This window comes from Moorena sp. SIO4A5, from assembly GCF_010672005.1.
GTDB lineage: Bacteria > Cyanobacteriota > Cyanobacteriia > Cyanobacteriales > Coleofasciculaceae > Moorena.
In genome coordinates this window covers 1-21,173 of record NZ_JAAHHZ010000018.1, presented here as the reverse complement: position 1 = coordinate 21,173, position 21,173 = coordinate 1, and the positions used below count along the sequence as shown (strand labels likewise).

Here is a 21,173-nt window from a genome sequence, read left to right as displayed (position 1 = left end):
TAGCCAGTTGAAACAGCCCGCCCCGTAACGCACCACCAGGTCAAATTACAACAGCTTTTATAGCAACAAATATAATTAATCCACCCTACCAAACCGCCCAAAGGGAAAAAGACGGAATAAGACTCTACCATCAATTTTCTCCCTAGTCACCAAGTCCATCAACAACTTATCCTGATCATCTGGATTTTCACCCAAAACTAAATAGCAACAAGAAGGGATTTCTCTCTCTACTTCGTCGTCATCTTGGATAGGAATTCCTTGAATGTAGTCAGTTTGCAGCCGTTGACCATTGACATAAACCTCTCCTTGCTTAATGGCAAACGTTTCCCCAGGTAACGCCACAATCCGCATCATAATGTACTTCTTACCATTAAAGCCTTGCTTCGCCAAATTCTTGGTAACCCGAAAGTGAATCACATCTCCGTGGTGGAATTTCCGCCAATTACGGGTGACTCTATCCGTGAGAACCACATCACCGCTCTTGACTACTGGTACTACCGTTGATTTTAGCCCACTGTCAACCCTATAGATGCTGCTACTAAGAATTAGAAAAACAAACAGAGAAAATCCCAACAGAATATAGCCCAGCCCAGTATTTTTAGAACCTTCAATCAGGGGGGGAGGAACAGGTTTATTGCCCACAAAATGCTGACGCAGGGCATCATGAAGAAAACGGTAACGCCCTCCCACTTGCTGAATCAACCGCCGTTCTGCTGCATAACTGAGGAACCTGGCATAGTTCCAAGGAATTGCTCCCCTTTGCCACAAAATTAGCCTCAGGGTCAAGTGCGGTATCCAGTCTTGACCCCCACTTGCTATTGCCGAAACCAATCCTACAAGTAAACCGATGCTTAAAGCGCGAGTCAAATCAAGGTTAGCTCCTGTAACGATGGAGACAAGGGGATCAATTAATGCCCCAGCCGGAAAAGCAAACAGGGGAATAATAAACATTTTTTTAAACGATTCTTTGATCCCTTGATTAGGGTTTTCCTTAGCAATTTCTGTTTTTAAGCAAAAAAAACGCCCAAAAATCATCCATACCAAAAATAAAATCAGCAAAAAAGTCAGCCCAAAAATCAGCAAAAAAGTCAGCCCAAAAATCAGACAAGAAGTCAGCCCAAAAATTAGACAAGAAGTCAGCCCAAAAATTATGTTAAAAATCAGACCATCCCAACTTCCAGCAAAAGCTTCAGCTTGTCTTTCGTAGTTTTTAAAATCCGTAAATTTTAGCCCTAAAATTAGCCCAAATATCAGCCCATAAAGCAGACCAAATATCAAATCATAAAGCAGACCAAATATCAAACCATAAAGCAGACCAACAATCAGTCCAGAAATTAATCTAAAAACACTTCTTTGACAACCTTTTTTTAACCAATATGACTGCATATTTTCAATTAAAAATTCAGTGGTTGAATCGGCTACTAATTGCCGAGCTAGATAAGTCAACCAATGTCTAGTCTCCTTATTCCCATAAGGAACTCCCTTGGGATATTTTTGCTGATCAAGGGGTAACTTTAAGCGCTCCTCCACATAGGCTGACCACAGTTGTGCTTTATTGGTAATCGGCTGCCCCTGGTATGCTGTCACCATCACGTTTAAAAACAGGGGTTTATCTGCCAGTTCTCTCATCTGGGCATCACTGGATAGCACTTGCCAGAACTCCCGTTTACCCAGGCGCTGGAGATACTCTTGGATTTGGACATCATTGGGGGACTGCAAGCAATAAGCCCCATTAAGTTTACGTAGTTTGACTCTTCCCTGCTGATATTCTTCCAGGCGACAGCAAACCACCCCACGGCGTTGGATGTCTTGCTTGAAAAACTGATTAATTTTGGTGACGCACAGCCGTTGACGGGGTATGCCTAACTCGTCTAAACCATCCAGAAGGGGCAGTAGTTGATGGTTTTCCAGCCATTGTTGGCTGATTTTTTCGTCAATGCTGTAATTGTTTTTGAGTTGAGCCACTAACCATTGATCAAGGGGTTGCTGATCATGTTTCCAGGCAGAAAGCTCGAAGATGATGGGGACCGGTGCAGCATTATTCTGTTGTGCTTGCTTAACTAAATCCTCGGCTAGTCTTAGTAAAGTGGTCGTTTTTCCAGACCCCGGTTCCCCTAAAATGAGTAACCGACCTTTCACATCTGGCCGTTCAAATACCTCCATTGCTGAGGTTTGAGGCGGTAGGGGAATTACTTTCTGTCGCTGGTCACGTTCTACCGCCCCCTTGCTCTCCTCCATTGGTAATTCCAGATACAGATTCATCTCTAACTTGTCTTGGTGCAGAGAATCCTGGAGTCGAGCTGTTACCTCCCGCTTGACTTCTACCAGTAACTGTTTGCGAATGCAACTAGCAGCATACTGATCACGGTCGAGCCAGCCAATTAGCTTGCGTTGTAATTCTCTCCAAAGGGGAGCTGGCACATGTCTTTGCTGCTCCGAATTATAAATGTAATCACCCTCAACATAAAAACCTTGGTGATTCACATTAGCCTCGCGGTGATGTTCTGTATTAATTTCACGCTCTGGCCGCTTTCGTTCTTCAGTCACAACTGTCAATCAAGCTAGAGTGATCGAGGTTTAGTCTGGTGTTAAGACTGCTGAGTTTCCTGCCAATCTTCCAGCGCACCGATAACAAAACTAGCAGCCGGATGGTTCAGCAGTTGCTCAAAAGCACTTACACCCCCAGCTTTCAAGGCACTGAGTACTCTATTACTCAAAGCAGGGTTAGTGTCAATCTGCTCAACTGCTGCTGCTGCCACCTTCATCTTTCCAGTGGTAGTATCAGTAGGGTAAGTTTTGTCTAAGGTCTCTAGTAATTCTTGAATCTGTGCCGCAGCTTTCGCGAGGTTTTGTTTTTGCTCTGGGTTATTGTTATAGTAATCGCCCTCGATGTAAGTACTTTGGTCGTTGTTGTGGGTTTCACGGTTATATCTACCTGCTTGAATATTGCGATCGCCACTCATAACTAACTTGTCCTTAGCCGCTCACGGTAAAGCGATTCGTCTATCCCTTTTCAGCCATGAGCACCATCAATGCACTAAAAATGGGAGTATTGGCTGTATAGTAGCTAGATTAGTAAGAGATTGACTGAATGTCAACTCTGTGACAAAGTAATGCCGTCTTTCTTACCCTTGTTACAACTTAATACCCAATTCCTCTTTCAGTTCTTCCAAAGGTTGAGCTTTATGGCGGCAGCCCCGCGCTGTACCCGATAGGGTCAGCGTCGGGAAGGATAGCCCGGTGATGGAATGAAATGGAATCACCAACTAATAATCCTGGGGGACAGGGAGACGAGCTATAAAACTCCTAATCAATTCAGATGGGGTCATCCCTCTCTTGTCGGCTTCCTGTTTTAATTGTCGTTTTTCAAAGTCAGTTACTCTGACTATCAACTTTTTATCTTTCATGTTTTTACTGTTATGGGTTGTCATATGGCTACCCATATGTTAGACTAATAATAGGTCGATAAGCAAGAGGACAAAAATGATATCTGCATATCAATACCGGTTAAGACTGACAAAGTCGCAAATTACAAAAATAGAGAAATGGCTGGATATGTTGCGTCATCAGTACAACTATTTGTTGGCAGATAGGTTTAATTGGTTTGAGCAAAATCGCTGTTCTATTAATTCTTGTTCCCTTGTTTGTCATTTACCAGATCTAAGAAACAATCCTGACTACTTTTCCCAAAAAAGAACTCTACCTCAGTTAAAGAAAGACAGACCTTGGTATAGTGATATTCATGCTCACGTATTACAGGATTGCGTTAAAAAAGTAGATTTGGCTTTCAAGCGGTTTCTTAAGGGAGATAGCAATGGTAAAAAGAGCGGAAGACCTCGATTCAAAAGTAAAAATAGATACAAGTCATTTACTTTTCCGTCACTTTCAAATAATCCAATAAATGGCAACATTTTGACTCTTCCAAAATTTGGTAAAGTCAAAATGATTTATCACAGACCTATTCCAGAAGGATTCAAAATAAAAACAGCTACTATAACCCGAAAAGCTGACGGCTATTACGTCACGCTGTCAATCCAAGATGGTACGGTTCCGGATATTATCTCAGTAGACAGCATCGAAAATCCCGTCGGAATAGATATGGGTCTTAAGTCTTTTCTGACAAAGTCTGATGGTTCAGAGGTACCAATACCCCAATACTATCGAAAAGCTCAAAAACGGTTAAAGAAAATTCAAAAAGCTGTTAGCCGTTCTAAGAAAGGTAGTAACAACAGTAAGAAAGCTGTTATTAAGCTAGGAAAAGCTCATAAAAAAGTGGCTGACACTCGAAAAGATTTTCATTTTAAAACAGCCAAAAGTTTGCTAGACGAATATGATCTAATCGCTCACGAGAAGTTAAATATTAAAGGTTTGGCCAGAACTAAAATGGCTAAATCTGTATTGGACGCTGGATGGGGACAATTTCTGTCAATACTATCAAACAAAGCCGAAAATGCTGGTTTGCTTACAGTTGCAGTAAATCCTCGAAATACCAGTCAGAACTGTTCTAATTGTGGCACGAAAGTACCTAAAAAATTAAAAGACCGCATCCATTCTTGTCCTCATTGTGGATACACGAAAGATCGCGATGTGAATGCGGCTAAAAACATATTGAATTTGGCGGTGGGGCGTCCCGTCAGGAGTAAAGCTTGCCGAGTAACCGAAGGGGTACCTGGTGTTGGCAAGAAGCCCGCGTTGTCCCGTCAGGGCAACGTCGGGAGTACGTCACGAGTAGCTTCTTCTGACTCTGCCCATTCCAAAGCCCTAAACAGGCGCTTGGCATTTTCTGGCGATCGCAACAGGTAAATAGTTTCTAAGATACCAGACAATTCATCTTCAGCAATTAACGCGACATTTTTCTGGTTATCACGCTTGATTACGATAATTTCGCGTTCATCGTAAACTTGATCTAGGATGCTAGCTAGGTTAGCTTTTGCTTGAGAATAGGTAATTTCCCGACTTAACATCGTTTCACTGAGGCTGATTTGTAGATCATTATTGTACATACCTCACATGGAAACTGCACCGTAATCTGATCGGTGGAATGGGCATATTGGTGGAACAGGCATCTTGCCTGTTTCATGTTCCGGCATATTGGTGGAACAGGCATCTTGCCTGTTTCATCTTCCAGCATATTGGTAGAACAGGCATCTTGCCTGTTTCATCTTCCGGCATCTTGGTAGAACAGGCATCTTGGTGGAACAGGCATCTTGCCTGTTTCATCTTCCGCCATCTTGGTGGAATGGCCATCTTAGTGAAACAGGCATCTTGCCTGTTTCATGTTCCGCCATCTTGGTGGAACAGGCATCTTGCCTGTTTCATTCCCGAGCGGGCAAGATGCCCACTCTACTAAATTGGTTATTCCCGATTCCCGATTCCCGATTCCCGATTCCCGATTCCCGATTCCCTATTCCCTGTTCCCTTTATTACCCAAATACCTCCTGAATTCCTAACTGCTCCAAGCCTTGCCCAATCAACACCAAGCGAGTCTGACGCTTTTCATCAGCTTGCCAAGCACGGTCAAAGAAACTCTCAATGCGATCGCCTACTCCTTGGATCACCATCCGCATGGGTTTATTAGCAACATTCACAAATCCCTTAATACGATAAATCTCTTGCTGTTGCACCAATTGTCGTAATTTTGTCTTGATTACCTGTGGATCAAATGCCTGATCTAAAATCAAATTAACTGAATTAATATCATCATCATGGTCATGGTCTTCTTCATGGTCATGATGGCTAGGACGTGATTCTAAATTATCTTCCACTCCAGCATTAAATCCTAGCAGTAAATCAGGACTAATGTCTCCCTCCTGACAAGGAACGACTTTCACACTACTTGGTAACTGCTGTTGCAACCAATTGTTTACTTTGGTTTGAGTAGGACTATCCACTAAATCCACTTTAGTCAACAGCACCATATCAGCACAAGCTAGCTGGTCTTCAAACAATTCCTCGATGGGAGTTTCATGTTCCAAGGTTGGGTCAGCCTGACGTTGGGCTTCTAAAGCATTGATATCGCTGACTAAAGTACCAGCGGCTAAGGCATCGCAGTCTACGACAGTCACCACCCCATCCACCGTAGCGCCCGTGCGAATTTCTGGCCAACGAAAGGCTTGAACTAGAGGTTTAGGCAACGCTAATCCCGAGGTTTCAATCAGGATATTATCAATCTTGTCACGACGCTTCAGCAATTCTTGGATTGTCGGTAAGAATTCTTCCTGAACCGTGCAACACAGACAACCATTCGCTAGTTCTAAAATATTATTATTGGCGTCATCGTCTTCATCACAAATCTGACAGGAACGCAACAGTTCTCCATCAATTCCTACTTCACCAAATTCATTAACAATCACAGCAATGCGCCTGCCCTGATTATTTTGTAGCAGGTGACGCACAAGAGTAGTTTTGCCACTACCGAGGAATCCAGTAACAACAGTAACAGGAATTTTTGCAGCCATTTTAAGTAAGTTAAGGAGTTAAATTAAGGTTGAAGGTTGGTTGGTTGAAGGTTGAAGGTTGGTTGGTTGAAGGTTGAAGGTTGTTCGCGTAGCGTGGCCAAAGGCCAAGGTTATTTTGTTGAAGGTTGTTCGCGTAGCGTGGCCAAAGGCCAAGGTTATTTTGTTGAAGGTTGTTCGCGTAGCGTGGCCAAAGGCCAAGGTTATTTTGTTGTTCGCCTTTGGTGTTCAGTTTAGGGTAGATTTAAGGTTGGGATATATATCCGTCAAGAAGGTAAGACATCAATATCTCAGGGTTCATTTAGAACGTTTAATCGGGTGATATTCGATCGCCATCCAGATACAATCCGTATCTGAATAATACTGATGCCACGGATAGGTATATTGCTGGTTTTCGTGTACTTCACAAAAAGGAACGATCTGGGTGTATCCCTCAGTCATCAAGAGATCTTCATAGAGAGTCCCAAAATCTTTTTCTTTGAACTTCTGCATTCGTCCCTGTCCCAAAACTTGGGTGTGAAGCTCAATAAAGTCATGTTGGTTATGGATTGCACAATCGGTACGAGAAGGAGCATACCAGAGGTTAACTTTAACAGAGAACTTTTCTTGTTGATGGGGTGTACTCGATTGCCTTGCCATAAAATAGGGATCGACTTCTAGAATTCCCGCCTCATCTTGAGGAGACTTCCACAGCGGTATATTTTTGGGGAAGTGGATCAAATTACCTAATAAATTCCACCCAGGCTCAAAAACAATCTTGCCGATGTTGTTGCTCTCTACTCCCTCCAGCAAAAGTAATGATTTGGCTTTTTGGACAGTAGTATTTTTGAGGATGGTAGATGAAAAAGCCGGAATAATGCTGGTGTTATTTTCGCTCAGGTAAGCATCTGTCTCTTCAGGATTAACGGTGATAGTACGACTGTTAATGGGATAATTTTCCACATTTTCAACGTACTTCGCATCTATGTAGGCACCGGAAAAGTTAAGTTGTTTAACTTGGTTAGCTTTCATCGGTTTTTGACACAGAATTAAAGGACTAGCTACCTAAGAGGTTGTCTGAGAAGTCTCATTTGCTACATCCAAGCCCCCGTTTCCCAAGGGAGCAATCCCTCGCTTGGGGGACTTTTAGCAGCAAATTGATTCTTCCCCACCGGTGCGCACCGCATAATTGGGGGGCTAGGGGGGCAAAATTCAGTATCAAAAAACTTTTTAGATATCCTCTAAGGCGAAAGGCAAAATGAAGAATGGTGAATGCTGAAAGCAGAATACATAAAGCAGAATTATAAATTATCATCAATTCTTAATTCTAAATTCTACATTCTTAATTCTTAATTCTACATTCTTAATTCTTCTTATCCAAAAATTGCAGAGGATAGGAAAACGACTCCTACTGAGCAGATACCAAAGCCTAAAATTCGCATCAGTGGGAAGGGTTGATCTTTCCATTGTTTGATCAACCTCTTACTCAGCCCTAGGGCTAGGATGGCAATACCATACTGAATCACACTGAAGCCAATCAGGTAAGCCAATAGTGGACTCATTTCAGCACCTACAATTGCTTCACCATAGGCATAGCCATGAAAAATACCAGCTAAGCTAGCTAACCCTAGCACTACGGATATATTGGGAATTTTGGCACTCAACAGTAGTCCGCCAAAGAGCACCACTGAAGTAGCGATCGCAATCTCTGGTATTGGCAAGTCCATTCCCAGCAAGTGAATACCTGTCCCGACTAGGGTGGTGAGGACAAAAGCACCGGGAATCAGGAAACCACTGGTAAATCCGGCTGCAATTAAGCCAACAGCAATCACAAAGGCGAGATGATCGAAACCAATCACGGGATGACCTAATCCAGACAAAAATGCTGTGATGAAATTATCAGGTGTCTCGCCACCAAAGGGATGGTGAGCCATGGCTTGTTGTGCTGTACTTAAAATCCCGATCCATACCAACAGAGCTATAGCATTAAAGCCAAGTCTCTGGTTTTGATAACGGGAGGTATAAGACCGATTGTTCGCGGAAAATTTGTTCTTAGACATCTGGTAAATGCTGGTCAATGACTGATCAAAAAATTGGCACAGTTTAGTGTTAATTACCTTGACAGACTAGGCTTTCTAAGACTATCTTGAAAAAAGATAAAGTAGTCTTGTAGCACATTTAAACTGAGCTGATAGCTGATAGCTTATAGCTGTTCGCGTAGCGTGCGCGTAGCGCTTAAGCTTATAGCTTATAGCTTATAGCTTACTATCAAACTTACAGATCAAACCTATTAAATACTTTTTACTCAACCACTAGTTTTCAAAAAGAGCATCACAAACGTTACTAGTAACTGTGGTTGCCTACTCACTAATTTTGGAAATGCTACATCAGACATCATCTGTACCTCGCAGACGGATTTAACAACTGAAACCATTGGCGGGCATTCTGACTTAGAGGTCACAGACCTCATCACAGCTGCGGGACAGCGCCGGACTTGCACCGGACTTTCCCCGTTACCTCTGGTGAGTGTTCTTCACCAGAACCGATGGAACTTCAGGTAGTTTAGCACAATCTGACCTATATTATTTGTTAAATATTAATTAAGATATTAATTACGATTAATTAATCGTAATTAATTAAAGCGGTTTTTAGTTTAATGAGGTACATAGGAGTTTTTACCTATTCCCTATTCCCTATTCCCTATTCCCTATTCCCTATTCCCTATTCCCTGTTCCCTGTTCCCTGTTCTTACGATCTTGGGTTATCCCTTTCCTCAACACTAGGGAACTGGCCTACTGCTGGGAGAGGGGTAGCATGGTCATCGGGAACGATTTTTGAACCAAATATTTTAGCGTAAACTTGGGTAAATTCAGCTCCTAAAAAGATAATTTGAGAGGAATAGTATACCCAAGCCAATAAAACCACCAGTGAGCCAGCAGCACCGTAACTTGAGGAAAAACTGCTTCTGCCGAGATACCATGACAATAGCCATTTACCCAAGTTAAACAGTAAGGTAGTGATAATTGCTCCAACCCAGACATCCTTCCAGGCAATTTTCACATCTGGCAAGTACTTGTAAACCAGAGCAAACATCAGGCTAAGGATACCAAAGGACACCAGCAAGTCCAGAATTGTCCAGACAAAGTTAAGTTGGTAGAGCCAGAGTAAACCCAGTTCCTTGAGGAATTCGCTCTCATAAGACTCCAAAGCAGATAAGGCAGTACTGAGCACAGCGGACAATAGCAGAAAAATTCCCACACCCAGCACTGTTATAAACGAAAGAGTCCGTTTTTTCAAAATACCCCAGATGCCTCGTCCCGGTTTCAGCTTCACATCCCAAATCGTATTCAAGGCATCTTGGACTTCGCCAAATACCCCAGATGCACCGAACAACAGCACCACAATACTAATCAAGGAAGCCAACCCCCCACTAGCATCAGGCCGATGGGCATTAGTAATGGCTGTCTGAATAAACTGTGCCCCTTGTTCCCCAACCAATCCTTGGATTTGCCCTACAATCTCGCCCTTAGCCGCCTCTTCCCCAAAAATAGACCCCACAATTGCGATCGCAATTATTAACACTGGCGCTAGGGAAAAAATCATGTAATAGGATAATGCTGCTGCTAGTCTAGATGCGTTATCGTCCTTCCATTCTTTAAATGTTTCCTTAAGCAGTCCTAAAATAGCCTTGGGATTCATCACCATAACTCCTGGACACGGGTTAATCGGCATTCTTCCAGTTGGAAATACCTGACAATGCCTGAGAATATTGTAGATTGACAATTGCGCGAACGAGATTTATTTTAAGCATGATAGCTGACAGCTAGTGGGGTAAGGTAATTGCAGGAAAAGCAATAGCATCTGACGTTACCCATGATTGAAAACCCGTTTGTAAGGAACTTCGTCTCCTCCTTATCCAAAGGTGGCAAACTACCAATTAGCTTTGTAATTCATTTGGAAGATGGGTCACTCACCACTATTGGAGAAGAGAAACCGATCTTGGATATATACATCAAAAATCCAGCTGGTCGAAAAGCTCTAATGTCTTTAGACCAATTACTGATAGTGGAAGCTTACATCAAGGGTGATATTGATTTCGAAGGGGACTTAATCAAGGCCATGTCCTTCCAGCAGCTGTTATCCGATCAGCATATTTTGCTAAAGATAGGTCGGCGACTCAAGCCCATCTTACTTGGGCGGGAAAAATGCAATCCAGATTGGATCTCGAAGCATTATGACTCCCATAATATCCAATTGTTCGCTATGGATACCGATTACAATACTTATACTCCTGGGATATATGAGAAAGATGAGGATAGCCTAGAGGTTGGAGCTGAACGCAAGTTAGACTTTGCCTTTCAATCTCTTAATCTCAAACCGAATGATTCGGTACTGGATATTGGCTCTGGCTGGGGCGGTTTCGTGCGTTTTGCCGCACGCCGAAATATCCGTGTGACTGGAATTACCTTATCCAACCACCAAAAACAGTATGTAGAAGATTTAATTGAAAAAAATAACTTTGATGCAGAGGTCAAGTATCAAGACTTTTTCTCTTTCCAACCCAGCCAGAAATATGATGGCATAGTAATGATGGGGGTAATCGAAGATTTGTCAGATTATCCTCGAGTAATGGAGCGTCTCTTGAACTACCTTAAACCTGGCGGACGAGTATATCTCGACTTTGCCTCACACAAAGAGTCATTTGGCACGCACAGTTTTATTACCAAGTATATCTGGCCAGGAACCTTTCGGATGGTGTATATGCCGGAATTTATCGATGCTGTTAAAGAATCACCATTTGAGATCCAAGCCATCTATAACGACCGTCGCAACTATTATCTTTGGGCTAAGGGTATGTATGAGCGCTGGATGGAAAAAAAAGCAGATATTATCGACAAGTCAAATGAACAAATCTGGCGCACGTTCCGGATACTTTTTGCGGCAACAGCGGGTACCATGAACAAATCATCATACGATTCGACGGCCTATCGGGTGGTTTTAGAATTACCCGAGGATCACAAGTCTTTACAATAACTGTGGTCAGACCTAGATTCCTAGATCAATTTAGTATTGGAAAGTCCCCCTCAAGAATTTCCCATGGAGCTAAATAAACCATAAGGAGTCGTAAAAGAGTACTATTATACTACTATGATTTGACTCAGGGAAGTTTGACAATAGTTGCTCTATGCCCGCACTGACCACAAAACCTGCCAACCCTAGCTTTCCCCTCACCGCCGTGGTGGGTCAAGAAGCCATTAAACTCGCCCTCCTCCTCGCCGCCATTGACCCTGGATTAGGAGGCGTTGCGATCGCAGGACGCCGTGGCACAGCTAAATCAGTGATGGCACGGGCAATCCATACCTTGCTCCCTCCGATTGAAGTGGTTAAGGGTTCCTTGAGTAACTGTACTCCAGAGGAAGCATTACAGGAACAGTTACAGGAACAGTTACAGGAACAGTTACAGGTTGACGGTTCTTCAGATACCGAAATCATCCCAGCTCCCTTCGTCCAAATTCCTCTAGGAGTGACCGAAGACCGACTCCTGGGTTCGGTGGATGTGGAACAATCTGTCAAACAAGGGGAACCTGTCTTTCAACCAGGATTACTTGCCCAAGCTCATCGGGGTGTGTTGTATGTCGATGACATTAACCTGCTTGATGACCAAATTGCTAACCAGCTACTGAGTGTTTTAACCGAAGGGCGCAACCTAATTGAGCGAGAGGGCATTAGTTTCCAACATCCCTGCAAACCAATTTTAATTGCCACTTACAATCCCGACGAGGGACCATTACGAGAACATTTATTGGACAGAATTGCCATTACCCTCTCTGCTGACGGTGTTTTGGCCTTAGAGCAACGGGTGGAGGCAGTAGAACAAGCGATCGCATACGCTAACTCTCCCCAGCAGTTTCTGGAGGAATACCAGGAGGATCTGGATACCCTCAAGACGGATATTATTCTAGCNGGGGATACCGCTAGCAGTAGAGGAAGGATTATTAAGAGTGATTGTGGGAAAGACGGTACTGCCAATCCTGACATCGACGGTGCTTTCTCCATCTATTTCGTCAAAGATGCCAATGATTACTTCATAGCTACCAGTGGGCTGATTAAAGCTTGTGCTAGCAGTACCAGGGGGGAAAGCAGTATTAGTAACAGGATCAAATAGACTGATTAGTGCGCCCCCGGAGGCATCAGGATTAGCAGTAGTTACAAAGTTAGTTATATTAGAAAAATTTTCGGCTTCAATTCTCGTCATAGTCTTGTAGTCTCCAACCTTTATCTGTGTTTAAAGCTATGGTAATTTTAGTTGGTAATTTTGGGCAGCAAGTAATACGCTAGCAAGTTGATATCCACTCAATCCCCATGATCCCGATACCCTTTACAGAGTCATGGGCAAGAATAGACTACTATGCTAAACCTTCACAAAAGCACCGATTATTACAGCTAATGAAAAATCTGATCAATCTGCCGCTGTATTAGTTACAGGGTTTTGATTTTTCGTTTTTCAAAACCTATCTAAATGACGTAGATGCTCCACCAAAATTCTTTTGCTGACATAGTCTCAGAACTATACTATAGTCTTCCCCCAAGAGCTTGAGTTTTTGCGGTCAAACAATCCTTTATTCATTGATGACATAAATTGGGTACTATGTCACCATGGAATGTAGTAATTTTATCAAAACTTTATCCTATTGTTACGGATATGAAAATTGGTCAATATTTTCTCTGACTAGAGAATAATTAATGCGATCGCGCTGCAGGTAGAGAATAGGAAACAGGGAATAGGGAACTTCTGATCAGGGAAAGAGAGGGAGGTGTGGGAGGTGTGGGAAGTGTGGGAGGTGTGGGAAGTGTGGGGATAGGGAGGTGTGGGGAGATGGGGAGATGGGGAGATGGGGAGATGGGGAGATGGGGAGATGGGGAGATGGGGAGATGGGGAGATGGGGATTCAGATCAGCAACTGGCTCTCCAAAACCGCGCTACCTCGCTGCATTCTTTCGTCCCTTGAATTTGTAAACACCATTATACCAATTCCTATAATTCTACGGGTATAAACAATACCGAAAATCGACTTTATATATACTTTAATATAACTATTCTGATTTTTTTTATAGCTTTTATCATAGTCATGAGGTACAGAGTTTTTTACCTATTCCCTATTCCCTATTACCTATTCCCAGAGCCGCTGTTCCCTGTTCCCTATTCCCTATTCCCTATTCCCTATTCCCTATTCCCTATTCCCTATTCCCTATTCCCTATTCCCTATTCCCTATTCCCTATTCCCTATTCCCTATTCCCTATTCCCTATTCCCTATTCCCTATTCCCAGAGCCGCTGTTCCCTGTTCCCTAAAATCCAAAAATTATGTACCTCACCTAATTGAAAAATGCTAGAGATCACAACATACATATAACTATCCAGAAAATAACTAATATAAAAATATTGAGTTTATCTTTCATCGAAAACTAATCCATGTTTATAATCGAACCATAGGTTTTATTATAAACATGGATTAGGCAGTAATTATACTGGTAAGGTGCCTTAATAAGGTAACCTACTACTTATGGCCTTTGGAGTGATAGCCCTTAGAGTGATAGGGTTTCGAGTCCAGTTTTGGGTAAGTCCTAAGCAAAAATGATTATTTTATAAATCTTGAACTTTTATAAATATTTAAAATTGATAGCTATATAGTTTATATTTGAGTTGTGAACATACTCCCAAAGGCCAAGAGGCAAGAGGCAAGAGGCAAAAGGTAAGAGGGGAAACAGATCCGGAGTTTTATTCTCCAATAAAAAAAGACCATACAGGTTTACATCTCATGTGTAAACGCTATATAACGTCTCTACATGTAAGCAATCAGCTAACGCGCCAAGGGCTTTAGCTGATTGCCCTTGGCTAAATACTTAGGTAATTGAAATTACGTATTTAAACATAACTTTGCCAACTCGGATCAGTTACTGGCTCAAGCCTCTCCAGGCGATCGAACCCATTAGCATTCATCAGCCAGACACTATTTTGTCCATCGTCGAGATTGCGCCAGAGGATATCATCGAAACCATTGTCATCGATGTCGAGGGTACCATGGATTACCTCCTGACCAATACTTATTGGTGAGTCAATCAACACTGATTCAATGTACTGAGTCCCTTCCATCCTCCAATAGTAAATAGTTTGGTCTTGAGTATTGCGCCAGATAATATCCCCATCACCATCTCCATCCAAGTCTCCCGCTGCCCTCATTTCCCAAATACTAGTGACTGGTTCCGATGGAATGGACACCTCCTGAGCGACATTGGTGCCATTCATTAGCCAGACTTTATTTTCCCCAGTGGAAGTATTGCGCCAGAGAATATCCTGTTGTTGATCACTGTTGAAATCTTCCGTGCCACGAATCTCCCAGTCTAAGCCTAGAGTTGGGGTTATGGACACTGCATTCTGAAACACCGATCCTGCCATCAACCAGATGCCAGTTTCACCAGTAGAGCTATTACGCCAGAGAAGATCCTGTTGTTGATCACTGTTGAAATCCCCTGCACCCTGCATTTGCCAGGGACTGTCGGCTGGTTCTGTTGGTGAATGAATTGTTACGGCTTGAGCTAAGTCGAGACCATCCATCAACCAAGCACCATTGACTCCGGTCTCGTCATTACGCCAGAAAATAGTCACACTCTCGGTGATGGTGGATTGGTCATTGTCGGTAATGGTGAAAGTGGCACTGGGAGTCTCACCTAATTGATAGTCGGGACTATTCTCAAGGGTAATAATTACAGTTTCTTCCCCTTCTACTATTCCATCGGCGATTGGGGTGAGCTTGAGATCTACTGACTCCTGACCTTCTGGAATAGTAACGGTACCGGTTAGGATGGGCTTGTAATCTGAGGAGCTAGCGGTGCCACTGACCGTGTAAGTTACCTCTAGGCTTTGACTAATGTCTCCGGTACGGGTGATGGTGATACCACCACTTTTTGGCACAGTTTCGGCTAATGTGCCATCAGTAGGGGTAATGGTAAGTTCAGGAAAAGTAATAACTGGGCCAGCTTCCAGTGCTGGTGTTATTTCAATAACGTCTATTCGTGCTAGTTCATAGGTTTGATTCCCCAAACTATCTGCCACGGCAGAGATTTCAATCTGATCCCCTGGAGCCAGTTCTACGTCTTTAAAGACAGGATTAGGATTGGATAAACCATCAAATATAGAACCAGTCAAGCCGATATAATTACCAGAATTGGGTGTGTCTATGGGTGGATTGTCCTGTTCTCCTGGGTTTTTATTGAAAATATATCTACTAATCGGGATATCGTTGACACGAAGTGTCAGGGTAGATCGGCCATCTGATTCATCAAAATAGGCAATCTTAAAATTATAGTTACCAGCAGGACCGTCATCTTCTGTCCAGGTTAAACGAATGAATCCTTGTTCAGTAGTATTGGTTTTGGGAATCTCGATAGCTTGACCACCGGAAGCAATGTCACTATCAAAAACTATGTAGTTTTCTAAACTCAGCCTAGTTGTGTCTTCTGCCTCAAATGTTGGCATAATTACTATTATCCTCTCCTTTTTAGGGAATAGGGAACAGGGAATAGGGAACAGTAGGAAAGAGATCCGAGTAGTTTTTGGTGTTATGGAAAATTAGTATTGGAGTTTATGCTCTATAGCAAAGGGAGTAGGGAGTAGGGAACAGCAGATCTGGATCCAAAAATTATCACAATTACTACAGGAATTGCTAAATCCCAATTACTAGATTGGATCTGAAACTTTGGGTAATCGAAATCTTATTCACTTTCAATTAAATAAATTAAGAAATTTCTCATGCTTCTTATTGGACAATAGCTAAAACTAGACTTCATAAGAATTATCTAAATTGTCTAAAAAAAAAATTACATTACTATAGATGACATAATTATGATTCCATGTCACTATAAAACTCCTTGCTTAATCAAATCTTTACAGTTTTTTTTACGGATTTATTAAAGTCTTCACTTTTATAGCAGTCGCCAGGGCAGGCGCGGACATGACAAAAGTCTCAAACCTAAGTAAGCGCAAGAGTTTGACTTCTGACTTCTGACTTCTGACTTCTGACTTCTGCTATAGAGCTCTCGTTTACATCTTTATATGTTGGATAGAAGAGAAGGAAAACGGCCAAGAGGCAGAGTTCAGGAAGGGAGGAATAAAATAGAGACTTTGCGGCAGTATTCAATCGGGTTTGTGATCAATCCCAGGCTACCGGAATTGATATAATGGGGTGATGTAAGCTATCAGCTAATGTGCTATGCACACGCTACTTGAGGTGCTATCAGCTGATAGCTTACGTTGTTTACTTGAGGTCTGATCAACAGACGTTTCTTGTGGCCTTCTTAAAGGATAATGTGCTACTTCTGAGTAATGGGCTGCTGGACACAGTTGAGCATGCGCAGAGTAGCAGCAGCGGCATAGTTCCGGCGTGCTTCAGAATTGGGGAAGAAAGCGTTACCCCTTTCGTTTAGGGGAGATGCAACTTGGCAGTAGGCAGACATTTCAGAAATCAGAGCGACAGCCCAGTGACCTTCGGTGTCGGAAAATTGTGTGACTGACCCATTAGAAACGAGTACCCCTGGCTGACCTTGGAGGTTTTTGGCAAATTCAGCAGCTTTTTTTTGTACTGCCATCAATTCGGCACGAGTTACGGACTTATTTGGTCGAAAGGTGCCATCAGGATAGCCACTAACAATATTATTGTCCCTCGCCCATTGAATTTTGGCAGCACTCCAGCGCCCAGCCTCAACATCTTGATAGGGCCTTCCTGATGCTTGAGTGGGGACAGTAATATTAGCACCTGGCAGTTTACCTAAGCCTTCAATGACCATAGACACGAGTTGTTCTCTGGTGAGAAACCCTTGGGGTCTGAAGGTATTGTCCTGAAATCCAGCAATAAATCCCATTGCTACGGCTTTTTCAATTTCTGAGGCATAGACATCAGTAGCAATATCCCGAAATTTAGAGGTTTCTCGTGGCGGAAGTGGAGGAAGCTTGGATGGATCAGTACTTCCTGTGTTACCTAGGGGTGTGTTAGTAGCAAGGTAGACGTGACCTAGCTCTCTGCCATTGAACATTCTCTTGGCAAATTCCCAACCGGGCTGCAGAAAAATTTTCATAAAGCCCTGGCGAATACCACCAGTTCTACCGATGATTACTTCAGGAGCTTTACGATCAAGGCGGTGCTTACCCACTAGCAACAGTTCACCATTACGCTCAACAATGCTAAGGATGTAATCAAGTCCTAAGTCTTCACCCGCCATGCGCATGGAATAGCCATTGCTATCAGTACTGCGTCCGCAAATGCCAGTAAAGTCAAAGTTCAACAGCAGTGGGTCTACGATCACTGGGTTAGTACCACTCTCGCTCCAACAGGCTCGCTTGTTGGATTTTTGCTCTATGATCAGCAATTGATGGGAATTTGCGCCAAAGGGTTGAGCTACAGCAATAAACTTGCCTTGTTCAACTTGTTTTTGCTCAAAGGTAGCGGCGGAGGTTTGGTTGCCAAGACTGATTGCTGAGAAGGCAGTGGCTAGGGCAACGGTGGCGAAGGTGGCTAGTTTTTGTGGTAATTTTTGTTTTAAAGAACTCTTCATGCTACTTACCTCTGTTTTTCAGCATCTGTACTAGGCTTTTAGGATTTGTCAATTTTAAGACGACTGCTTCAAGCTATAATGATTAACTTTCAGATTAAATGTTTCTGGTTCTAATGGTTTAAGTTTTAATTTTGATTAATAAAATTTGAGCAAAAGTAGCTAAGGACACATAAGCTATCAGCTATCAGCGTGTCGCGTATCAGCTCATGGGCTACAGATGGTGCTACTTCAGGTGCTATCAGGGGCTTTAACTGCACGGGGTCGGATGAGTAAAAGGAGCAGGGTGCATCTCCTAAAAGCTGTTTGACCTGGTGGGTGGAATGGGCATCTTGTTGTGGAATGGGCATCTTGCCCGTGACAATTTTCGGAGCGGACTGTCCCAACACTGGCTACCGAGAAAATGAGGGTGAGTCCGTCCCTAAAGCACCACTAGCAACTACCGACCGTTGATTAGCTGACAGCTGACGGCTGATAGCTGAATACTTACCTAATATCAGTGTGAAGCTAGCGAAACTATCACAAGGTTTTCGAGCCTGAGGGTTATCTCTAAGCATGATGGGATCAAGGCTGAAAATCCGTCGGAGGTCGCTAGGATGTTATTTAATATTGCTGGTGTAGGGACTGGGTTAGGAATTCTAACTCTATTGGTGTTTGGGCTGTTGCAATGGTTGCACATTAGTACTGGTCATTTCCTAGATTGGATAATTGGTGTGGCTAGCTTTTGGTGGCTGTTGGTGATTGTGACAGTTCCGTGGAATGTCCACTTGGAAGCTAGGGAAGTTTTAGCAGAGGGGTCGGCTTCCAGGGCAAATGAGATTGCGGTTGACCCGAAGCAATTAAACTATGTGGAAATGATAGCTAAGCGATCGCTAACCGTAGCAATCGCCCTTCACCTGTTATCTGCTGTGGGTCTGTACATCCTTGCTGCCACTGGGATTAGTGCTGTAGGCTACGTCAGTTCGGGAGCAGCTTTGCTTTTAACTGCTTTGCGTCCAGCGGTACGTTTTTACCAGTATTTAGCAGCCCGGTTAAGGATGATCCGGCAAGAGTTTAAGTATCCTCGCCGAGATGTAATGGAACTACAGAATCGTTTTGAAGCTCTCGAAAGAACTGTCAAAGGTCTAGAAGAGAAACTAGACCCAGAAGAACCTTACTCTTGGGTGGCAACCCATCAGCGTTACTGGGAAGAGACTCGCAAAGGCTTAGCCCAACTTGAAGCATCAATGGCACAACTGGAAGCTAATAACAATGCGGAACACCAACGTTTAGCTCGGGATTCTGAAAATGCGATCGCACAATTAACTACAGATAGTCAATTTCTGGATAATGTCCGAGAAATTATCCGGTTTTTCAAGACAGCTTAGTAGTTATAGCGCAAGTCAGAAGTCAGAAGTCAGAAGTCAGAAGTCAGAAGTCAGAAGTAAACTATGACTAAGTTTTGGAGTTTAGGAATGTCAAACATCTAAATGCGTAGTGCGCTTGCAGCGCTGAGTTAGAGGGCTGCTTGAGGTGGAATCGGGAATCGGGAATCGGGAATCGGGAATCGGGAATCGGGAATCGGGATCAAAGCAAGTTAGATGCTTCATATAAACGCCTGACAACGGCGATAATTCGCTTGCCATAATCTAAGTCAGCTGACCAGCGGCCACTGAGCTGTTCAACTAAGGGAGCAATCCCTCGGGTAACGAAGCGAAACCGGGGATCGACCAAGGGTTGGACTAGGGGTTCCTGACTGGCGTAGGCTTTCAAATGTTGGATATGGGCACGTACTCCAATTCTAGCGCTAGGAAAAGTCGCTTCTTCCTCACTAGTCACTGCTCCCAAACCACCAAAATTATTTTGCTCAGGTCTAAGGCGATCGCTAAAGCGTAGGAAGTTAGTTTCTACACAAGCTTGGGCAAAGGCAATGTCATAGTTGACTCCCTCTACCGAGGCTTCTTCTCGATAGAGCCTAGCTAGGTCAGGAAACTCAGTCAGGGCGTTCTGATTATTGTTTTTAAGAAATATCTGTAACTGGACTTCGGAGGTGCTACCATGACCCATGATCCGGTCAATCAGACCTGGACAGATTTTCTGGGAAATTGAGCGCAAAATCACAGTGCGGGTAGGAGCATCCCAACCGACAAAGATGTTATATTCTCTTAGTTCAATGGCCTTAACATAAACGACTCCCCGATATTGCACACGACGGACATTGTCGGCGGTGGTCAAATCCACTCCTAGGCGATCGGCTAGGTCAATGGGAATGTAAGAATTGCTATTGATTAGAACACCTCGATCATCGTAAGTCTGATTATTGATTTTAATATCAATGATGGGATAAACGGGATTGAGTTGATCGGGTGGCTGTTCACCAGATATCAAACTACTCCATTGGGCAAGTCCATCAGCTATGCCTCTGGCCATGTCACGACGTCGATTCTGGAGCAGAGCACGGTCTTGGGGATTAGTCAGAAAGCCAACTTCGAGCAGTAGGGAGGGCAGGATAACATCACGGCAAAAGGCAAGACGCCCAACACCTGATTCCGTATCGGGTTTTGCTCCTCGATTGGGCAGTTCAGGAAGGCGTGTGATCAAATAGCGCAGCATTAGTTCACCATGCTTCTTGCGCTCAGTGTTATTGAAAATGTAAAAAGCAGAGGCACCTCGGATGTTAGGATTGGAAAAGGCATCAGCATGAATCTCTAGCGCTACATCACCAAAACCAGCACGGTCATTAATCCATTGAATTGTCTGCTTTAAACTCAATTCATCAGGAACAGATAATACTTCATACCGACGCGATCGCAATTCTGGCACCACCATATCTCGCAGCCCAATCATTTCTTCGGCTTCCGTTGTCCCACCGGCAATCGCCCCTGGGTCAAGACCACCACGTTCCATGCCACCGTGACCTGCTGAAATAAATATACGTCCCATGTCTTGCTTTTTGCCCTCAGCCCTTAATTGAGCACTTGCTGTTTCCAGGATAAGGATTTACTTTCCCTATGGCTAGGGGAAGTTCGAGATACTCTTAAACCGTAATTAATCGGGATGAACCCGTACAAAACGGTCAAGGTGCAATTTATTGTTGCCTGAGGGAGGAGTGGTCATGCAGTAATTGGAGTTAAACCTGCCACTCGTCTTTCTAG

General features: G+C 43.4%; 20 protein-coding genes, 1 pseudogene and 1 riboswitch. Of the genes and pseudogenes, 8 read left to right on the top strand and 13 right to left on the bottom strand.

Annotation, left to right across the window (positions count from 1 at the left end; all coding sequences use genetic code 11):
* Positions 1 to 75 precede the first annotated feature (75 nt).
* From lepB to F6K57_RS08930, 3 genes are all read right to left on the bottom strand, one after another.
* Positions 76 to 2,547, bottom strand: coding sequence for a signal peptidase I (gene lepB / locus F6K57_RS08940; protein ID WP_293066711.1), 2,472 nt, complete (start codon positions 2,545 to 2,547; stop codon positions 76 to 78).
* Between the two features lie 41 nt (positions 2,548 to 2,588).
* Positions 2,589 to 2,963, bottom strand: coding sequence for a hypothetical protein (locus tag F6K57_RS08935; RefSeq protein WP_293066708.1), 375 nt, complete (start codon positions 2,961 to 2,963; stop codon positions 2,589 to 2,591).
* A gap of 171 nt (positions 2,964 to 3,134) precedes the next feature.
* Positions 3,135 to 3,266, bottom strand: coding sequence for a hypothetical protein (locus F6K57_RS08930; protein WP_293066705.1), 132 nt, complete (start codon positions 3,264 to 3,266; stop codon positions 3,135 to 3,137).
* A 217-nt stretch (positions 3,267 to 3,483) separates the two neighbouring features.
* On the opposite strand from F6K57_RS08930, the gene F6K57_RS08925 reads away from it, so the two are divergent.
* Positions 3,484 to 4,803, top strand: coding sequence for a transposase (locus F6K57_RS08925; protein ID WP_293066702.1), 1,320 nt, complete (start codon positions 3,484 to 3,486; stop codon positions 4,801 to 4,803).
* On the opposite strand, the gene F6K57_RS08920 is transcribed toward F6K57_RS08925, so the two are convergent.
* A complete protein-coding gene (locus F6K57_RS08920) occupies positions 4,701 to 4,964 on the bottom strand; it encodes a type II toxin-antitoxin system Phd/YefM family antitoxin (RefSeq protein WP_364302003.1) in 264 nt (87 codons plus the stop codon). The genes F6K57_RS08925 and F6K57_RS08920 overlap by 103 nt on opposite strands.
* Before the next feature lie 77 nt (positions 4,965 to 5,041).
* Between F6K57_RS08920 and F6K57_RS08915 the strand changes: the two genes are divergently transcribed.
* Positions 5,042 to 5,350, top strand: a complete 309-nt coding sequence (locus F6K57_RS08915; RefSeq protein ID WP_293066699.1) for a hypothetical protein — start codon at positions 5,042 to 5,044, stop codon at positions 5,348 to 5,350.
* Between the two features lie 73 nt (positions 5,351 to 5,423).
* Here F6K57_RS08915 and cobW read toward each other — a convergent pair whose 3' ends face one another.
* From cobW to F6K57_RS08890, 5 genes are all read right to left on the bottom strand, one after another.
* Entirely contained in the window at positions 5,424 to 6,458 is a 1,035-nt protein-coding gene (gene cobW / locus F6K57_RS08910) for a cobalamin biosynthesis protein CobW (RefSeq protein ID WP_293042301.1), read from the bottom strand.
* A gap of 18 nt (positions 6,459 to 6,476) precedes the next feature.
* Positions 6,477 to 6,656 carry a hypothetical protein gene (locus tag F6K57_RS08905; protein WP_293066695.1) on the bottom strand — a complete coding sequence of 60 codons (180 nt, stop codon included), beginning with the start codon at positions 6,654 to 6,656 and terminating at the stop codon, positions 6,477 to 6,479.
* A 96-nt stretch (positions 6,657 to 6,752) separates the two neighbouring features.
* Positions 6,753 to 7,466 (bottom strand): hypothetical protein, encoded by a 714-nt coding sequence (locus F6K57_RS08900; protein ID WP_293027245.1) that lies wholly within the window; start codon positions 7,464 to 7,466, stop codon positions 6,753 to 6,755.
* A gap of 341 nt (positions 7,467 to 7,807) precedes the next feature.
* A complete protein-coding gene (locus tag F6K57_RS08895) occupies positions 7,808 to 8,494 on the bottom strand; it encodes a HupE/UreJ family protein (protein WP_293066692.1) in 687 nt (228 codons plus the stop codon).
* A 357-nt stretch (positions 8,495 to 8,851) separates the two neighbouring features.
* A riboswitch (cobalamin riboswitch) is annotated at positions 8,852 to 8,996 on the bottom strand.
* Positions 8,997 to 9,182: 186 nt separating this feature from the next.
* A complete protein-coding gene (locus F6K57_RS08890) occupies positions 9,183 to 10,166 on the bottom strand; it encodes a YihY/virulence factor BrkB family protein (protein WP_293066689.1) in 984 nt (327 codons plus the stop codon).
* Between the two features lie 267 nt (positions 10,167 to 10,433).
* Here F6K57_RS08890 and F6K57_RS08885 point away from each other — a divergent pair, with 267 nt between their 5' ends.
* The 4 genes and pseudogenes from F6K57_RS08885 to F6K57_RS08870 all read left to right on the top strand — a co-directional run bounded on the left by F6K57_RS08885 (position 10,434) and on the right by F6K57_RS08870 (position 13,827).
* Positions 10,434 to 11,468: a class I SAM-dependent methyltransferase gene (locus tag F6K57_RS08885; RefSeq protein ID WP_293066686.1), complete on the top strand. Its 1,035-nt coding sequence runs from the start codon at positions 10,434 to 10,436 to the stop codon at positions 11,466 to 11,468.
* Positions 11,469 to 11,619: 151 nt separating this feature from the next.
* Positions 11,620 to 12,398, top strand: a pseudogene (locus tag F6K57_RS08880) (ATP-binding protein); the annotation flags it as partial.
* A 913-nt stretch (positions 12,399 to 13,311) separates the two neighbouring features.
* Positions 13,312 to 13,443 carry a hypothetical protein gene (locus F6K57_RS08875; protein WP_293066683.1) on the top strand — a complete coding sequence of 44 codons (132 nt, stop codon included), beginning with the start codon at positions 13,312 to 13,314 and terminating at the stop codon, positions 13,441 to 13,443.
* A 120-nt stretch (positions 13,444 to 13,563) separates the two neighbouring features.
* Positions 13,564 to 13,827, top strand: a complete 264-nt coding sequence (locus tag F6K57_RS08870; RefSeq protein ID WP_293066680.1) for a hypothetical protein — start codon at positions 13,564 to 13,566, stop codon at positions 13,825 to 13,827.
* Positions 13,828 to 14,359: 532 nt separating this feature from the next.
* Here the strand turns inward: F6K57_RS08870 and F6K57_RS08865 are convergent.
* Both F6K57_RS08865 and F6K57_RS08860 read right to left on the bottom strand, forming a co-directional pair.
* Positions 14,360 to 15,970, bottom strand: coding sequence for an FG-GAP-like repeat-containing protein (locus tag F6K57_RS08865; RefSeq protein ID WP_293066677.1), 1,611 nt, complete (start codon positions 15,968 to 15,970; stop codon positions 14,360 to 14,362).
* Positions 15,971 to 16,803: 833 nt separating this feature from the next.
* A complete protein-coding gene (locus tag F6K57_RS08860; RefSeq protein ID WP_293019390.1) occupies positions 16,804 to 18,042 on the bottom strand; it encodes a DUF3747 domain-containing protein in 1,239 nt (412 codons plus the stop codon).
* 303 nt (positions 18,043 to 18,345) lie between these two features.
* On the opposite strand from F6K57_RS08860, the gene F6K57_RS08855 reads away from it, so the two are divergent.
* Together F6K57_RS08855 and F6K57_RS08850 are read left to right on the top strand one after the other, a co-directional pair.
* Positions 18,346 to 18,492: a hypothetical protein gene (locus tag F6K57_RS08855; RefSeq protein WP_293019389.1), complete on the top strand. Its 147-nt coding sequence runs from the start codon at positions 18,346 to 18,348 to the stop codon at positions 18,490 to 18,492.
* 143 nt (positions 18,493 to 18,635) lie between these two features.
* On the top strand, positions 18,636 to 19,406 hold the full coding sequence (locus F6K57_RS08850; RefSeq protein ID WP_293019387.1) for a hypothetical protein: 771 nt from the start codon (positions 18,636 to 18,638) through the stop codon (positions 19,404 to 19,406).
* A 90-nt stretch (positions 19,407 to 19,496) separates the two neighbouring features.
* On the opposite strand, the gene F6K57_RS08845 is transcribed toward F6K57_RS08850, so the two are convergent.
* Positions 19,497 to 19,628 carry a hypothetical protein gene (locus F6K57_RS08845; protein ID WP_293019385.1) on the bottom strand — a complete coding sequence of 44 codons (132 nt, stop codon included), beginning with the start codon at positions 19,626 to 19,628 and terminating at the stop codon, positions 19,497 to 19,499.
* Complete coding sequence (locus tag F6K57_RS08840; RefSeq protein WP_293066672.1) at positions 19,606 to 20,961, bottom strand: N-acetylmuramoyl-L-alanine amidase; 1,356 nt, start codon at positions 20,959 to 20,961, stop codon at positions 19,606 to 19,608. The genes F6K57_RS08845 and F6K57_RS08840 overlap by 23 nt, the downstream gene beginning before the upstream one ends.
* Positions 20,962 to 21,173: the final 212 nt, after the last annotated feature.

What these genes read in the sequence shown, in the direction of transcription:
- F6K57_RS08865 (WP_293066677.1), bottom strand. Translation starts at nt 15,970, where the DNA reads ATGCCAACATTTGAGGCAGAAGACACAACTAGGCTGAGTTTAGAAAAC.
- F6K57_RS08925 (WP_293066702.1), top strand. Translation starts at nt 3,484, where the DNA reads ATGATATCTGCATATCAATACCGGTTAAGACTGACAAAGTCGCAAATT.
- F6K57_RS08870 (WP_293066680.1), top strand. Translation starts at nt 13,564, where the DNA reads ATGAGGTACAGAGTTTTTTACCTATTCCCTATTCCCTATTACCTATTC.
- F6K57_RS08920 (WP_364302003.1), bottom strand. Translation starts at nt 4,964, where the DNA reads ATGTTAAGTCGGGAAATTACCTATTCTCAAGCAAAAGCTAACCTAGCT.
- F6K57_RS08895 (WP_293066692.1), bottom strand. Translation starts at nt 8,494, where the DNA reads ATGTCTAAGAACAAATTTTCCGCGAACAATCGGTCTTATACCTCCCGT.
- F6K57_RS08900 (WP_293027245.1), bottom strand. Translation starts at nt 7,466, where the DNA reads ATGAAAGCTAACCAAGTTAAACAACTTAACTTTTCCGGTGCCTACATA.
- F6K57_RS08860 (WP_293019390.1), bottom strand. Translation starts at nt 18,042, where the DNA reads ATGAAGAGTTCTTTAAAACAAAAATTACCACAAAAACTAGCCACCTTC.
- F6K57_RS08840 (WP_293066672.1), bottom strand. Translation starts at nt 20,961, where the DNA reads ATGGGACGTATATTTATTTCAGCAGGTCACGGTGGCATGGAACGTGGT.
- F6K57_RS08850 (WP_293019387.1), top strand. Translation starts at nt 18,636, where the DNA reads ATGTTATTTAATATTGCTGGTGTAGGGACTGGGTTAGGAATTCTAACT.
- F6K57_RS08875 (WP_293066683.1), top strand. Translation starts at nt 13,312, where the DNA reads ATGGGGAGATGGGGAGATGGGGAGATGGGGAGATGGGGAGATGGGGAG.
- F6K57_RS08915 (WP_293066699.1), top strand. Translation starts at nt 5,042, where the DNA reads ATGGGCATATTGGTGGAACAGGCATCTTGCCTGTTTCATGTTCCGGCA.
- cobW (WP_293042301.1), bottom strand. Translation starts at nt 6,458, where the DNA reads ATGGCTGCAAAAATTCCTGTTACTGTTGTTACTGGATTCCTCGGTAGT.
- F6K57_RS08845 (WP_293019385.1), bottom strand. Translation starts at nt 19,628, where the DNA reads ATGAAGCATCTAACTTGCTTTGATCCCGATTCCCGATTCCCGATTCCC.
- F6K57_RS08935 (WP_293066708.1), bottom strand. Translation starts at nt 2,963, where the DNA reads ATGAGTGGCGATCGCAATATTCAAGCAGGTAGATATAACCGTGAAACC.
- F6K57_RS08890 (WP_293066689.1), bottom strand. Translation starts at nt 10,166, where the DNA reads ATGCCGATTAACCCGTGTCCAGGAGTTATGGTGATGAATCCCAAGGCT.